This is a genomic window from Bacillus pacificus, assembly GCF_020861345.1.
Lineage (GTDB): Bacteria > Bacillota > Bacilli > Bacillales > Bacillaceae_G > Bacillus_A > Bacillus_A pacificus.
Genome location: NZ_CP086328.1, coordinates 4900903 through 4916887, shown reverse-complemented (window position 1 = coordinate 4916887; position 15985 = coordinate 4900903). Strand labels below are relative to the sequence as shown.

The 15985-nt window shown below is 31.6% G+C and carries 12 protein-coding genes; all 12 read left to right on the top strand.

All coding sequences use genetic code 11. The features are described 5' to 3' along the window. Positions 1–156 precede the first annotated feature (156 nt). The 12 genes from LMD38_RS25250 (at position 157) to LMD38_RS25195 (ending at position 15969) form a co-directional block, all read left to right on the top strand. Positions 157–657: a DUF4652 domain-containing protein gene (locus tag LMD38_RS25250; RefSeq protein ID WP_228920027.1), complete on the top strand. Its 501-nt coding sequence runs from the start codon at positions 157–159 to the stop codon at positions 655–657. Between the two features lie 174 nt (positions 658–831). After that, a complete protein-coding gene (gene istA, locus LMD38_RS25245; RefSeq protein ID WP_002073783.1) occupies positions 832–2094 on the top strand; it encodes an IS21 family transposase in 1263 nt (420 codons plus the stop codon). Further along, positions 2091–2855 carry an IS21-like element helper ATPase IstB gene (gene istB / locus LMD38_RS25240; RefSeq protein WP_000980839.1) on the top strand — a complete coding sequence of 255 codons (765 nt, stop codon included), beginning with the start codon at positions 2091–2093 and terminating at the stop codon, positions 2853–2855. Before istA ends, istB begins: the two co-directional genes overlap by 4 nt. A 240-nt stretch (positions 2856–3095) precedes the next feature. After that, positions 3096–3935, top strand: coding sequence for a TnsA endonuclease N-terminal domain-containing protein (locus LMD38_RS25235; RefSeq protein WP_228920025.1), 840 nt, complete (start codon positions 3096–3098; stop codon positions 3933–3935). Next, positions 3904–6054: a Mu transposase C-terminal domain-containing protein gene (locus tag LMD38_RS25230; protein ID WP_228920024.1), complete on the top strand. Its 2151-nt coding sequence runs from the start codon at positions 3904–3906 to the stop codon at positions 6052–6054. The genes LMD38_RS25235 and LMD38_RS25230 overlap by 32 nt, the downstream gene beginning before the upstream one ends. Positions 6055–6068: 14 nt before the next feature. Continuing rightward, positions 6069–7703, top strand: coding sequence for an AAA family ATPase (locus tag LMD38_RS25225; RefSeq protein ID WP_228920022.1), 1635 nt, complete (start codon positions 6069–6071; stop codon positions 7701–7703). Beyond that, the gene (locus LMD38_RS25220) at positions 7697–9547 is read left to right on the top strand and encodes a TnsD family transposase (RefSeq protein WP_228920020.1); all 1851 of its coding nucleotides are present in this window, start codon (positions 7697–7699) and stop codon (positions 9545–9547) included. The genes LMD38_RS25225 and LMD38_RS25220 overlap by 7 nt, the downstream gene beginning before the upstream one ends. A 28-nt stretch (positions 9548–9575) precedes the next feature. Continuing rightward, complete coding sequence (locus LMD38_RS25215) at positions 9576–11408, top strand: TnsD family Tn7-like transposition protein (RefSeq protein WP_228920018.1); 1833 nt, start codon at positions 9576–9578, stop codon at positions 11406–11408. Between the two features lie 332 nt (positions 11409–11740). After that, entirely contained in the window at positions 11741–13060 is a 1320-nt protein-coding gene (locus LMD38_RS25210) for a hypothetical protein (RefSeq protein WP_228920016.1), read from the top strand. A gap of 21 nt (positions 13061–13081) precedes the next feature. Next, complete coding sequence (locus LMD38_RS25205) at positions 13082–13729, top strand: hypothetical protein (RefSeq protein ID WP_061663586.1); 648 nt, start codon at positions 13082–13084, stop codon at positions 13727–13729. Beyond that, positions 13698–14822 (top strand): hypothetical protein, encoded by a 1125-nt coding sequence (locus LMD38_RS25200; RefSeq protein ID WP_228920014.1) that lies wholly within the window; start codon positions 13698–13700, stop codon positions 14820–14822. Before LMD38_RS25205 ends, LMD38_RS25200 begins: the two co-directional genes overlap by 32 nt. A gap of 346 nt (positions 14823–15168) precedes the next feature. Then, entirely contained in the window at positions 15169–15969 is an 801-nt protein-coding gene (locus LMD38_RS25195) for a hypothetical protein (protein WP_227585725.1), read from the top strand. The last annotated feature ends 16 nt before the right edge of the window (positions 15970–15985 follow it).

The following is a 15985-nucleotide window of genomic DNA, read 5'->3' as shown; positions in this document are numbered from 1 at the left end:
GAATTACCATAAAAATACAAAAGTTATCTAATATAAAGGAGGTGGTTATTGATTAAATATAGATGAATAAAATAAAAAGATAGTGGCAGATTTCCAAAACTTATTTTGTAAAATTAAGATGTTAGATTTAGTTTTGAGGGAGAGCGGGAGGAAGGTATGTATCAATTAAAATATAGGCGTTCAGATAACCGTATAGAATTAATTACAGAGTATTGTGAAAAAAAGTTACTAAATGATAGCATTTCCTCAAAACCAACTATTTCACCAGGGGGATTAAAAGCCATATATTTATCACCTTGCGAATGGGAAAGTATCACCAAATTGTATCTCTTTGATTTAAGGAATGGTGATAATATTCAATTAATAGGTGATATAGATGGAGCATATATGCCGAAAGGAGCAATATGGATAGATAACTCATATCTTGCACTTATTATTGGTTTTGGCACTTTCAGTGATGGAGGAAATGTGTATCTTTATAATTTAATGGATAGTCAATTGATTAAAATAACTGATTGGGATCAAAGAAAACAAGTAGTAAAGTTAGAATATAATAGTGGTTTCTTAAAGTGTAAAGGTATTGAGTATTTAAGTGACATGATGGAGGAATATATAGAATTTAAGGAGATATTAGATATAAAGTTATATACTGTATAAAATTATAAGGTTTTTAGAGTTTTATAAAGAAGAATGAAAGTACAATAAATGTTTGGTTATAGGTACAGTAGTGTAATCAACGATTGTAAAATACCCAATAACAACGGTTTTAAATTCCCCAAAAATAACAGATAATCGTTTCGAAACAAACATCAAAGATGGAGTGAAGAAACGGTGCTGAAGATTGGGGAGTTTTTTATGATTAGAGAGTTATTTCAGAAAGGGTGGACGAAAACAGCCATTGCAGAAGCAACAGGCTTCGATCGTAAAACGATCAGCAAATATCTAAAAAGCAATCAGTTGCCGGAACGTAAGGCAAGCGAGCAGCAGAAAGAGAGTAAGCTCGAACCCTATAAGTCCTACATCCTTCAACGAGTCAAAGAAGGAACAACCAACTGTGTCGTACTGTTAGAGGAAATTCAAACGATGGGTTACGAGGGGAAGATGACAATTTTAAGAGACTTTGTTCGTCCTCTTCGTCAACAGCCAAAGAAACAGGCAACCTTACGGTTTGAAACACCACCAGGGAAACAAGCCCAAATGGATTGGGCGTACGTGGGAAAATACTTAGTGAATGGCAATCTGCAAGACATTTATGCATTTGTGATGATATTAGGTTATTCCCGAATGAAGTACGTAGAGTTTACAACCAACATGAATCTCGAAACCCTCATGAAGTGTCATATGAATGCTTTTTCTTACTTTAATGGGGTACCAGAACAAATTCTCTATGATAATATGAAAACCGTTGTAATCAAGCATAGTCCTGTAGAGATTCGTTTCAATCGCAAGTTTGAGGATTTCTTAGCCTACTATGGGATTGTGCCAAAAGCCTGTCGTCCTAAACGTCCGCAAACAAAGGGGAAAGTAGAAAGAACCATTAAGTATTTGAAAGATAACTTCTTTCAGCGAAAACACGAACCAACTTTACATGCATTAAATGAAGCCGTACGTACATGGTTGGATCAGATAGCTAACAAGAAAACCAATCAGACTACTAATGAGTCACCATTTCAACGATTTGAGCAGGAACAGAAGTTCCTGCAGATATGGGGAGTGAAGCCTCTGTTTCCCACTTCACATTGGGAAACCAGAGAAGTCAGTCGGGACTGTGTGGTGTCGTACCGCGGAAAAAGGTATTCAGTTCCTTACCGTTACGCTGGACAAATGGTTAAGATTAAAGAAACACTCGATCATCATTTAGAGATTTACGATGAACGTGAATGTATCGCAAAACATCCGGTTCTTACAGGAAAAGCAACTACTCATATCCGAATGGAACACTATGATGGGCTACATACAAAAGAAAAAGGGCAGAAAGCGAAGAACGTTGAAGATTTGGCGACCGACGGTCTTCACTCTCATACCCCATCTCCAAATGTGGAAAAACGCCCTCTCGCTGCTTACGCAGCACTGGAAGAAGGTGAGTCTGTATGATGAACGAACTCTTATTGGAGCGTTTAAAGAAGCTCGGCTGGCATCATACAGCCAACCAACTTGATAGTTTACTAGAAGACGCTTCTAAGGATAATGTATCATATTCTGAGTTTCTTCACACTATCGTTTTGCATGAAACGGAGCAACAAGATTCTGATCAACTAGAAAAGCGAATGAAACGGGCAAAGCTGCCTTACACCAAAACGATTCATGATTTTGACTTTACATTTCAACCAAGTCTGAGCGAGAAAAGGGTCAAGGAAACCTTAACATGTCGCTTTATTGCCAATGGGGAAAATCGCATATTACTGGGTCCTCCGGGTGTAGGAAAAACTCATTTAGCCGTCTCCTTTGCGATTGAAGCGATTACCCAAGGATATACAGCCCTATTTTTGTCGGCCGACGACTTAGTGGCTCAGTGCCGCAAGGCCAATGATAAAGGGACACTCCAGCGACTCGTAAATCGTTGGAGTCGTCCAGACGTGTTAATTGTAGATGAAGTAGGTTATTTTCCTTTTGATGAACTAACCGCCAATGTTTTCTTCCAGGTTGTTTCAAAGCGATACGAACAAGGAGCAATGATTTTAACATCTAATAAATCGTACCTTGAATGGGGAAAAGTTTTTGGTGACGATGTATTGGCAACGGCTATCTTGGATCGCCTCTTACATCATGCGATTACATTTAACATCAAGGGTGACTCCTACCGTTTGCGAGAAAAGAAAAAAGCAGGAATTTATCCTGCCCAAACAACGATTTAGCCGTTCATAATGGGGAATTTCATTTCGTTGAAATTGGGGAAATTTGAATCGTTGTTGACACAGTAGAAAAATATGGAGAATAATACAGCTTTTTTGTTTCGTTATTGGTTCTAAAAAAGCATTGAATAGTTTGAAGCAGAAATACCAAATGAGATAAATAGTATTTTAGAAGGATTCTATGTATTATGCACATAAAAATATTCCATACTAGAAATGATGAAATTTTTAAGGAGGGTAGAGATGGCCAAACGAAAAAATGAATGGACAGAAAAAAGAATAGAAAAATACATAAAAGAAGGTAGGGGACATGGGGAAGTAGGGGATTATAAACCTTGGTTAACGATACAAAATCTATCTTCTAATGGTAATGAAACTCGTCCTAAAGGTTGGAAAACAAACAGACAACATGAATTTCTTTCTAATTTAGAAAGGGATTATTTTTTCATCTTGGAATGGGCAGATAATATTATTGATATTAGAGAACAATTCCCTTTAGATCGGGAGCTTACATATCAAATTGCTGTAGAAAAAGGTATATCACATCCTATTGATCCAAAGAATAAAACACTAATTGTAATGACTACAGATTTTTTATTGACGATTCATAAGGAGAAAGAAATTAAATATATAGCTAGAACCGTAAAATCAAGTAAGGAATTAGAAGATAAGAGGGTAATTGAAAAGTTTGAGATTGAAAGGGAATATTGGAAAAGGAAAAATATTGATTGGGGTATTGTAACGGAAAAGGATATTCCTGCGGAAATGGCAGATAATATTTTTTGGCTTCATAAGTCTTATTATGTAGAGGATATAAGGGATGTGGGCTTTATTAAGCTTCTTTTTAAATCTCTTATGAACACTTCGTCTAATACCACCCTAATTGATACCCTTAATCAATTTGATAATCAGTATAATTTGGATCAGGGACAAGCTATGGTTTATTTTAAGCATTTAGTAGCTAGAAAATATATATTTATAGATATATTAACAAAAAGGGTTAATATAAGAAATCTGAATATTGAGAATTTGTTTTTTTCAAAAGGGGAGTATGAGGTCTGTGATTATGCTATCAGTAAATGAAGTATTTCAGGATGTAGATAGCTCAAAGGTATATAGGGTACTTTGGATTGATGATGGAAATGTAATCACATATTTAATTGATATATATCATGACAATGCTCTACCTTTTGGAGAGAGTATGAAAAATCTTTTTGATGGTTTCGTGAGTGGTAGATTTTCAAAAGTAGTAGCACCTAACCTTATTTCAGTTATAGCCTGTGAAGAGTTGAGTGAAAAGGAGATTTTGATTAGAGATAAAGCATGGAATAAGATTAAGGAATTAGTTAAGAGAGAACCGGAAATTTATAAGAGGAAAGAAAGGGGGAAATTAATTAAGGGAATAATAGACCAACAAGATGTCTCTAATAAGACAATTTATAAGTATTTAAAGAGATATTGGCAACGTGGAAAAGTGAAGGATGCATTAATCCCTGATTATAAAAATTGTGGCAATAAGGGAGTTGAAAAAAATTGGGGGGAGAATAAGACTGGTAGACCACGAATGAGAAATAGTGCGGGTATAAATGTGACGCCAGAAATTCAACAACTGTTTGAAAAGGCTGTTCAAAATTATTATTTTGTAAATCCGGATAATACGTTAACACATACTTATAAGATGATGATTAGGAAATCCTTTCAAGTGGATACTTACTATGAGGATGGGATAAATTACACTATTATCGAGGATGAAAATAATATTCCTACACTTCGGCAATTTCGTTATTGGTTTAATAAGAGATATGGGACAGAAGAAATTATTTCATCAAAGTATGGAAGGAAAAAATTCGAGCGAGATCATAGGGCAATTTTAGGTTCTTCATCCTTTGAAGTATTTGGTCCAGGTTCTAGATATCAAATTGATGCTACAAAGGCTAATGTATATATAGTATCTAGGTATAATTCAGATTGGGTTTTAGAGAGGCCGACGGTTTATTATGTTACAGATGTATATACTCATTTAATAGCAGGATTTTATGTAGGATTAGAAAGTCCATCTTGGTTGGGTATGATGATGGCTCTTCTTAATGCAACCACAAATAAGAAAGTGTTTTGTGAGAAATACGGTATTCATATTACAGAAGATTGTTGGCCAGCAGCTCATTTACCTGAAGTTATTTTAGGAGATCGAGGAGAATTAGAAGGATTTAATGTTAATCACTTAATACAAGGTCTTAATGTTACAGTTGAGAACAACCCAGCCTATCGTCCAGATTGGAAAGGGATTGTGGAGAAATTGTTTGATATATCACAAGAAAAAATACGTCCTTTTTTACCTGGTTATGTAGTAAAAGATTGGGGGAAGAGAGGAGCTAAAGATCCACGCTTACAAGCGAAATTAAATATAGAGCAATATACAAAAATTATCATTCGTTTTATTTTACATTACAACAAGAATTTCTATATGAAAGACTATATACGAGATTCGGATATGATAATGGATGATGTGAAACCAACTCCTATCGAATTATGGAAATGGGGTATTAAAAATCGTGCTGGAAAGTTACGAATTGTGCAACCTGATATCATGAAGTTTTATTTAATGCCTAGAGGGAGTGCTACGGTAACGGCAAAGGGAATTCGATTTCAAAAAATGCTATATAGTTGTGAAACAGCATTGCAAAATTCATGGTTTGCTATTGCTAGAACAAAGAAAAGTTGGAAGGTAGATATTTCTTTTGATCCTCGTGATATGAATCAGATTTATATTCATACAAAGGATGAAAAAATATTTGAAACATGCAATTTACTAGAACATCAAGAAAGATATAAAGATAAATCAATTGAGGAAGTTGAACAGCTGCATAAAGTAGAAAGTGAAAAATTCAAGGAAGAAGAGCATGTTTTGTTACAAAATGACATTAATCTTTTTGATAGTATAGAGTCTATTGTCAATGAAGCAATCAAAGAAGCAGATGAGAAACAAACGGTAAATTTTAGCGAATCAAAAAACATAGAGAGAATAAAAGAACATACCAAATTTGAAAAAGAAATGAGAAGAAAGGAAGAAGCGTTTAAATTAGACGGTATGAAAAATGGTGTTCCACAAAATGTAATTTCGGTAAATGAAAATCAAAAAAATATATATGATCGTCATTCAGTTAAAGATTTGTTTAATAAGCGTAGAGGAGGGAAAAAATGAGTCAGAACCCCGACATGGTTCAATTAGAAAATGGGACATACGCCTTACTTGCTAGTTATAAAGAACAACAGTTAGTTGAATATCAAGGAAATCCTTTAATTGAAGCACTACCCCCTATACTCTCCTATGAAGAAGCATTTGATCAACTTAGTTTTTTACCTGAGTATCATGAAAAAGAAAAAAACTTATCTGAGCATCATCGTTACCACGCCCTGTTACGATTAACCCGTTTTTTTCAGCCAATTGGACAAACGTTAGATTTAGAGAGAAGGTTTTCTCGTTTTTTACGTTATGGATATGTTAATCGGAATCCATTACAAAAGCAGCATATTCAAGCTTTAAATGAGTTACATCAAAAGTTGGTGAAAAAAGAAGAGTTGGGTTTATCACCAGATATAAGAGCAACAGCTTCTAGTTTTACTTTGATGGGATTTTCTGGTGTTGGAAAGTCTACAGCTATAGAGAGGGTTCTTTCATTATATCCACAGCTAATTGTTCATCAATATCCCATTAATACAATTCAAATTGTCTGGCTAAAATTAAACTGTCCACATGATGGATCATTAAAATCTTTATGTCAAAATTTTTTTGAAAAGATAGATACATTAATTGGAACAAATTATTTACATAAATACGGTAAGTCACATATTTCAGTCAGCTCAATGGTAACAAGGATGGGGCAGATTGCACGGTTGCATTGTGTCGGAGCCGTAATTATTGATGAGATACAGCACCTTTTATCAACAAAGGGAGATGCCTCTGAAAAGATGATGAATTTCTTTGTGACACTTATTAATGAAATTGGTATACCTGTTATGATGATTGGGACAATGAGAGCAAGAGCAATTTTACAGAAGGATTTTAGGCAGGCACGTCGTGGAAGTGGACAAGGAGATATGATTTGGCAACAAATGGATAACTCGGAAGATTGGGAAGTGTTACTTACAAGTATTTGGGATTATCAGTGGACAAAAGAATATGTCGAACTTAATCAAGAATTGATTAAGCTCATTTATGAGGAGAGTCAGGGAATTATTGATATAGCTATAAAGATTTTTATATTGGCACAGGGGAGAGCAATTGAAACAAGCGCAGAGAAAATTTCAATAGAATTAATAAAAAAAGTAGTAAAAGAAGATTTGAAACTTGTTCAGCCAATGTTGAAAGCACTTAAATCTGGAGTAGAGTCAGAAATTGCAAAGTATGAAGATATTATTGCCTTAGATATAAAAGAATACATGTTAAATAAAATACCAGTAATTGATATGAGAGCCAGGATTCAAGCTCAAAAGGAAAAAATTAAAAAAGATAGTGAAGCAAATGAATCAAGTAAGTTAGAAAAGTTAATTTTATCCCTTATTAATTTAGATATAAATGAAAAGCATGCAGAAAAGATAGCTAAAAGAGTACTGAATAAACTTCCAAATTTAACGATTGCAGAACTAATGAAAGAAGCTTTGAAGTGTATTAATGAATGTGAAACTGACAAGAGAAAGAAAAATAATAAGGCATTGAATATGAATATGTTACAGCTTCTCATTAATAAAGGAAAGAAGACCAAACAATCGGCTTATGAAGCATTATATGATAACGGTTATATTAAAAAACCATTAGAAGAATCTTTTTATGAGGAAGAGAGATTATGTTGACATTTTTTCCAAGTTTATATGAAGAAGAATTATTGTATGGCGCATTGACTAGATATCATAACCGTTCGTGTAATAAGGAATTTAAAGATACGTTAAGGGATTTATATGGTGATACGCGAACATATATTATGCCAGATTTCATACCAGATTTAAAAGTTTTACAAAATAGGCTTAAATATTTTAATCAATTTAATATTAATGATTGTTGGGAACAGCATACATTCTTTCATTATTATACAAATTTTTTGAATGCGGAGGTTCGTAATAAGGTAAAAAAAGCAATATTAAGTAATGAGCAGGGAGTAAATGTGCATTATCAAATTGGTTATATAACAAGTACAGTAAAGGAAGCTCCATATTTTCGGTTTTGTGCACAATGTTTACAAGAAGATTTACAGGGATATGGAGAAACTTATTGGCGTGTTTATCAACAATTGCCAAGTGTTTTTGTTTGCTTAAAGCATAGATGTTTACTTCAAGAGAGCTCTGAACAATTTCGGACAGGGTGTTCAACCCTTGTTGCACCATTAGATACAGTCCATATGAAGAGAAGGATAAACAATAACGATCATGCTTGGTCTAAACAAGAAATGGAACATTTAATTTATATCGCTAAACAAAGCCGAAAATTAGTAAACACAGACTATCTATACGATTTGAATAAATTACAGAAAGGCTATCGATATTTGTTACAAAAAAGGGGGTATGTTTCAGTTAAGGGCAACGTAAAACAAGGTAAATTAGCGCGGGATTTCATATCATATTTTGGGGAGAAAATACTGCATTGTATGCAGTCAATGTTGAAATCTGATGAGAGTTGTTGGTTAAAAGCTATTACTAGGAAACACAGAAAGTCTTTTCATCCAATTAGACATATATTATTGATTTATTTTTTAGAAGAGTCAGTTGACAGTATTAGTAACTATAGTCAAGAATCTTATAAACCTTTTGGAAAAGGGCCATATCCATGTTTAAATCCTGCTACTCAACATTATCTTCAACCAGTAATTAAGGAAGTGAAAATTTCAAGATGTAGTAGAACAAAACGACCCATAGGAACTTTTAGTTGTACTTGTGGTTTTATATATTCTCGTAAAGGGCCCGATAAATTTGAAGAAGATAAAATGAAAATTAGTCGTATTAAATCATTCGGATATTATTGGAAAGAAAGATTGCATGAGTATATTTTTATTCAAAACTTAAGTTATCGTGAGTGTGCTAGAAGACTAAAGGTAGATGTAAAGACTGTCATTAAGTACTCTAAGGATATGTTATCTAATAGCAAGAAAATGCAAGAGAACAACTTGTTAGATAAATGGAAGGATGAATGGAAAAGTTTAATGAATAAAAATCCTGATATGACGAAAACTGAATTGAGAAATCTTTATCCTAACTTGTATATGCGTTTATATCGCAATGATAAAGATTGGTTGAGGGAATATTCTCCTAAGCTAAAGAAAAGAGTGAAGGTGCAGAATAGAATAGATTGGGGACAGAGAGATATGGATGTTGTAGAAGAAGTAAATATAGCAATCAAATCTCTTATGAATGCAGAAAAACCAATCCGCTTAACGATCGGGAGGATAGGAAGGGAAATAAAGAAGTCATCCCTATTAGAAAAAAAGCTCAATAAATTGCCTTTAACAAGAAAGTTATTACACTCAATTACTGAATCAGTTATTGAGTTTCAAAAGCGCAGAATTGAATGGGTCTTTGAACAACTTATAAAAAAAGAAGATGATTTAGCTTATTGGAAAGTTTTAAGAATGGTAGGATTAAGAGCTGATATTGATAAGAGTTTACAAGATGAAATATTGGCACGTATCCATAGAAAAAATGGCTAAAATGTATTAGTCATAAGGAGGAGATTATTTGTTAGCTTATTTTCCTTATTTATATGAGAATGAGCTTATTTATAGTGTGTTTGCGCGTTACTATAATCATACAGGGAATCCAAGTAAGAAGTTGAATATAAGAAGAAAAGAGTTGATTCCAGGAAAGAGCTGGACAATTAGCCCTCATTTACCGACCTCTTTAAACAGCCTAGCGAAGCAGCTACATATATTTTTATATCCCTCTGTAGGTGATTGGATAAAAAGAAATACGATGTATTACTACTATACTAATTTTTTTAGCAAAGTAATAAAGGAAAAGGTATGGGATATTATGTTAAACGGGGGGAACGTAAATGTAAAAAGTTTGATGGGATCAAGGGTATATTCTACACTAGAAAACCAATACTTTAGATACTGTCCAAGTTGTATAGTTAATGATTATGAAAGATATGGGGAAACATACTGGAGGTTAAATCATCAAATACCCGGTGTCTTCATTTGCGAGCAACATGGAACTTATTTGTTAAATAGTTCTGTGGTATGCAAGTATACAAATTCACAATATTTAGAAGCGGCTAGTATAGAAAATTGCCCAATAACAAAAGAGTGTGTGAATTTTTCTGATAAAACTAAAAATCATCTTAAACGGATAGCTCAAGAAAGTTTTTTCCTTGCTAATGAAGGATATGAGTTCGAAGATTTATATCAAATATATCGTTCTTTGTTAATGCAAAAGGGATATATAAATAATAATGGTTTAATTAATAGATACATTTTATATAGGGACTTTCTTGAATTTTATGGTGAAGAGTTATTAGTTCTTATGAATTCGACAATAGAAGATAGCGATAGATGTTGGCTCATTAAGATGATTAGAACTTATTATAATTCTTTTCACCCTATTCGGCATTTATTATTAATTATTTTTTTAGGGAAATCTGTAAAGCAGTTACCTAAGCATAATAAGAAATTAATAACTCCTTTTGGAGAAGGACCATATATTTGTTTAAATAAAGCAGCCGAACATTATGGTGAATCAGTAATAAGAAGTATGAAAATAAAAAAATTTAAAGGTCAAATAAAAGGTATCTTTGAATGTGAATGTGGCTTTAGCTATTCTAAATTAGTGCCGGATCATATAGGAGATGAAAAAGATTATTGGAAAATTGAACGATATGGAAGTGTTTGGATAAATAAGGTGTATGAATATAAGTATGTAAAGAAATTGTCAGTACCTGAGATATCAAGACGTTTGGATGTAAGTGTAGGTAAAATATACTATTGTTTAAAACTTGATGTGCATTATGAGGAAAAGCAAGAAGAATTAAAGCAGATAAATAGAAAAAAATATTTAAAGTTAAAGGAAAAACACCCAGATTTCTTAATTTCCCATTTTAAAAAAGCTAATCAAAATTTAATTAATTGGTTATATAAACATGATAGAGATTGGCTAATGAAGAATAAGCCAAATGTTAAACGCAGGCACAATAATGATTATAGGGAAGTGAATTGGCCAGAGAAGGATCAAGAATATTTGTATAGGGTTAAAAAAATTGTAGATGATCTCTATGGTCTTGAACCACCCATAAGAGTTACAAAAAATCGTGTTGCAAAAGAGTTGGGTATTAAGAGTTTTTCAGGTTATGAGGAAAAGACTCCAATAACCTTAAGTTATTTAAATGAGCGGGCTGAAGGTATTGAATCCTTTCGGTTAAGAAGAATTAAATTTGTAATAAAGAAATTGCTTGAGGGAGGAGAGGTTTTAAGTAAAACTAAAATTAAAGAGCGTGCAAATGTACCAAAGCTATATTTTGTTAATAAAGATTTACAGGAAGAATTGAATGAGTTAAAAGAGAAATATAGCTTATAGAGTATTATAGGCATCTTGATAGTGAACCATTGTACAAGAAGGTTATAATTCATAAAATGTAAATATTATGTATGTTGATAGTCACTTCATTATAATAACAATTTTATGTTCATCGTATTAGTTGAGTCCATCGTTAAAAGTATAACATTTATTACTTCAAAAAAGATTTGTAGTATTGATAGATATAGGCATTGATTATAAATTTGGGAAGGTTCAATAAAGGAATTAATTGTTTTTTTTGGTATAATGAGTAGCGAGGCTTATAAAAAATATGAAAACATTGCAATGCTCATGAATTCTTAAATTGTAATGTACAGGGAGTGGAAATTGCCATGAATGTTAGTGGGATTTTAGAAAGAGTGTTTAATAAGATACCAAAAGAGCATGTTGCTAACATAATAGCTTTTAAGCGTCCAGGTTGGGAACCAGAAAAAAAGAATTACAAGAAAAATGAAATTAAGGAAGAATTTCTAGCTTTAACAGAACTAATTGAGGCTGATGAAGTAGAAGATTTTGTTGAGATGGCAGTAATGACTAAATCAATTGGATTACCAGCCTATACGTATAAAGTTAATCACTTGAATTTTTTAACGGAAGCTGAATCCGCTGTTTCAATTGAAAATGTAAATAACATGCCTTTCCAAGATAAATATCTAATATCAATTGAAGACATTGAACAAGGAGATTCAATGCTAAAGTTGACTGTTAGATTGAAGGAATATTCAGATTATTGGAGGAGAGGGGAACGTTGTTTAGATACCCTTTCTGCGGTTTATAGAATAAAAATTAGTTTGGATAAGAATGCAAGAGTGCTAACAATTTTCTCTGGAAATAATGAGGTACAAAGTGTAATTAAAGATTATTTTGGATTAGTGCTAAAATGGCCTATCCAGAGTTATAGAATTAGAGAAAATATAAATCAAATAAATCAAATTGGGAGTGCAAGCTTTAAAACAGCAGTTCTATTAGATTTCATTTTTACTCGTTTACATGAGCAAGGAATTTTTTCACGTTTCAAAGAGATAAAATTTAATACGAAAAATAAAAAACATACAACAGACGGTATACGTAATATCACCATAAATGGTCGCAATTTATTATCTTCTCAATTAGCATGTGAGTATATCACTTTAGGTAGTGATATTTTATCATTTAAAGTTGATATGACGTATAATGATGTGGATTTTACAACTTTATTTTCTTTAAAAGGAAAGGAAGAAGATATATTAAAAATCGTTGTAATCGATAGCGATGATGATATATTTAAACAACAAGTTATAGACATTATTCAATCTGAGTATATAGAATTATGTAGTGCTGGTCTCAAAAACGTTCAAGAAACTTCAAATTTATTGAAACAAATTTATGAAAAATTTATAAATGGGGATAAACTAGTTAATGAAGTAATTCAAAACAGTTCCTTACAAATCATTAAATCCATCTCCAGAAATCTAGAGAAATGGGATTTAGATGATGAAAATAATTTAGAGATGCTTTATAGTTTTTATGAAGAGAGTAAAGTTATTTTAGATTCGGTAGGATATGATGATACTAATGAAGATATTTTAAAAATTAAAGAATATATTGGTTATGATGAAGAAGAGAAGGAACAAGAACTTTCTGAAGATGAAGAAACAGCAATAGTAAAATAATAAAAATTGGGGAGTGATAGAATGTTTTTAATGGAAAAGGATTGTATATTGTATAGGGTAACTAACGATTTTCAAATAGATAAATTACATTCTATCACTCCAAAAAGAATTACTTATGATAAATATGATATTTCTTATATCAATAATCAAATTATAAGAATTTCGTATAAATGGTTGGATCCTATTAAGGTTCAAGAGAAAATAATATCAAGGGAACCTAAAAGTGTAGTTCTGATATATTTCGTGCAACGAAAAATTATTTGTTGTTTTGGAAGTTCAGAAAGTTATATAGGATTTGTCATAAGTAAGTTAGAAAAAAAATTAGCAACGCATCTAGAAAAGATAAATTTGTTTGATATATGTAAAAAGAAATACATTAATGAAGATAATTGGGAATCTGATTTAGTCAGCATATATTTATTACAAAAGAAACCAAATTCTTTCGATGATTATGAAAGCACGCGAGTGAAGAAAGTAAAAATCAATGATATAGGTTCTGCAGAATTAAGAAAGCATCTTATAAATGGGGAAGTAACTAGTTTTACTTATTATTTTAATGAACGGAAAACATATTTTTATTTGGATAGCGAATCTGTAGTATCATTTCCTGATGTAGTAAAAGAAGAGGTTGTTTATCATGTTATTGAAAGCCTTAGTGATATTGTTTAAAGAGTGGAAGTTATGGATTTTTTTCTTAATACCATTTGCATTGTTATTTTTCTTAGATTTAGGTAATGCTTATAATATTAAAGTTTATAATGATTATAAAGACCTTACCAATTTATTGAGTTGGTTATTTACTGGGATAATGTCACTAGTATCTTTCTCAGCTTTATTTATTGCATTCACATTTGAAAATAAATTAGTGACAGCTTCTAAAAGTTTAAAAAGAATTTTAAAGCCATATTCCTTAAATCGGGAAGATTTAAGAAATACATTGATTAACTACGAGAATAATTTGTCAGAAGATAAATTTTTAAGTGTACTGTATTATGTGTATTTAATTATTACCTTTTTTTCTATATTGGTTTGGGGAACGACACTTAAATTTTATAGAGGATTTGATTATGCGGAGGGATTTAGTTTATCTATAGGTACCTTTTTAAAAGTTGGTAGTGTAGCTTTTTTTGCTATAGTATGTTTAGCGTTGATGTTGATATCTATTGCACTAAAGCTAATTAGGATGAATAAAGATCCTTTAGGAAACGGATATTTACCTCAGATAGATGAGGTTTGTAATGTAGGTTATTTAATTGATAATAAAGCTGATATTATGGAGTTTTTTTCTTTGAATTTTCCAACCTTAGAATTTTATAAAAATCCTGCTTCTAAAACTTTTGAGCATGAGGTTACATTTAATTTACCGATTAAAGTTTCTAACTTTCAATTTGTAATAAAGTTATATCAAAGCGAAGATAGAAAAGGAATTCTAACTTGTTTTGGAAATTTAGTGAATCAAATAAATAAAGCAGAAGTAGGGGAGACCTACACATGTATAGTCACTAATAAACTAAAAGAAGAAATATACAACACGCTGAATGAAAAAGATTGCTATGGAATATTAAAAATATATAATGAAGAAAAAGATGTAGTGGCTAAATATATACTCAAGAAACGAATAGAATCTGAATTTAATTTTTATTTTGAAATGGATAAGAAATTACTAACTAATTTAAGTGGTAATAAAGATAGAGATTATGCATTGATTGAAAGTATGCAGCATCATGAGGGAAAAGTAGTGGATTATCAATTAGAGATATGATTTCTTATGAAAACAAATTTAATGTTCAAATGATATAAATTATGCGAATAGAAGCCTCAAAAAGGCTTCTATTTTTTATCCACCTTTTCATGATGTACAACTATGTTGTCACCAAATTTGTTTTTTGATATCGAATTAATATACATTGTGAATAACTATGTTGTCATTATATTGAAATTGAGACATAGAAAATAAAGCGTAGAACGCCTCTTAATGTACAACTATGTTGTAACAACACAATAGTGTTAATGAATAATAAAGTTGTTTAAATATGGAAGTTCAACATCCGTTCGCTTATAATTAAAATAAGTGAACGGATGTTTTTTGTTTTTAAGGAGTGAGAGCAGTGGAAATCACAGTAGAAAAACTAGAACTTTCTAGTATTGATAAGCGCTTGGAACACTTATCTCAAGAACAAATTATTGATCTTATGAAAAAATATTATGATGGAGAGAAAGTTGCAAATATTTTAGAAGAGTATGAGATTAAGATTAGTGCATCTCAACTATATTCAATATTTCCTCCTGTAGCTACAGAGGAAAAGTGTGTCTATTGTGGATCAGTAATGGTGCAACCATGGGAATCTAAGTCATGGTCTACATACATAAACTCACATAAGAAGTATTGTATAAAGTGTGGACATGAAGATTCTCAATACTGTTATTGTACCTATTGTAAAGAAATTAGGGAAAAGGCTCGGTTAGAAGAAATTGAAAGAAAAAAAGAAATTATAGAAAGAAAAAAAGCAACAATATCTAGTGTTTATGATGAGAAAAAATGGGCTTTAAAAGCAGAGATTGAATTAAGCTTAGAAGACAGACTATATTTAGCTGTAATTTTAAGGAGTTCATTGTCGGAAGATACTAGATATATAGAACCTTTAAATGAAGTGATAAGTAAATTAGCTCCAATTGAAGAATTTGAAATAGAAATCATTAAAACGTTAACAGGTAGAAAAATCTTAGTTCCACACGTGATATCTGATATAAATGCTTTTGATGTGACTTATAAAGAAGATGATACTTTTGAAATTGCTTACGGAATTTATAACGTTAACTATAGAATTAATATCGAACCATATGATTTGGATTACGATGAAATGATAAAAAGACTAATGTATCCAAGTCTAGATTCAGCTGAAAATTAAAAAGAATTTTGTTTCA

Bases quoted from the DNA above. Each gene is read 5' to 3' on its own strand.
- LMD38_RS25220 (WP_228920020.1), top strand. From the start codon at position 7,697: ATGTTGACATTTTTTCCAAGTTTATATGAAGAAGAATTATTGTATGGC.
- LMD38_RS25225 (WP_228920022.1), top strand. From the start codon at position 6,069: ATGGTTCAATTAGAAAATGGGACATACGCCTTACTTGCTAGTTATAAA.
- LMD38_RS25230 (WP_228920024.1), top strand. From the start codon at position 3,904: ATGAGGTCTGTGATTATGCTATCAGTAAATGAAGTATTTCAGGATGTA.
- LMD38_RS25250 (WP_228920027.1), top strand. From the start codon at position 157: ATGTATCAATTAAAATATAGGCGTTCAGATAACCGTATAGAATTAATT.
- LMD38_RS25210 (WP_228920016.1), top strand. From the start codon at position 11,741: ATGAATGTTAGTGGGATTTTAGAAAGAGTGTTTAATAAGATACCAAAA.
- LMD38_RS25200 (WP_228920014.1), top strand. From the start codon at position 13,698: ATGTTATTGAAAGCCTTAGTGATATTGTTTAAAGAGTGGAAGTTATGG.
- istB (WP_000980839.1), top strand. From the start codon at position 2,091: ATGATGAACGAACTCTTATTGGAGCGTTTAAAGAAGCTCGGCTGGCAT.
- LMD38_RS25205 (WP_061663586.1), top strand. From the start codon at position 13,082: ATGTTTTTAATGGAAAAGGATTGTATATTGTATAGGGTAACTAACGAT.
- LMD38_RS25235 (WP_228920025.1), top strand. From the start codon at position 3,096: ATGGCCAAACGAAAAAATGAATGGACAGAAAAAAGAATAGAAAAATAC.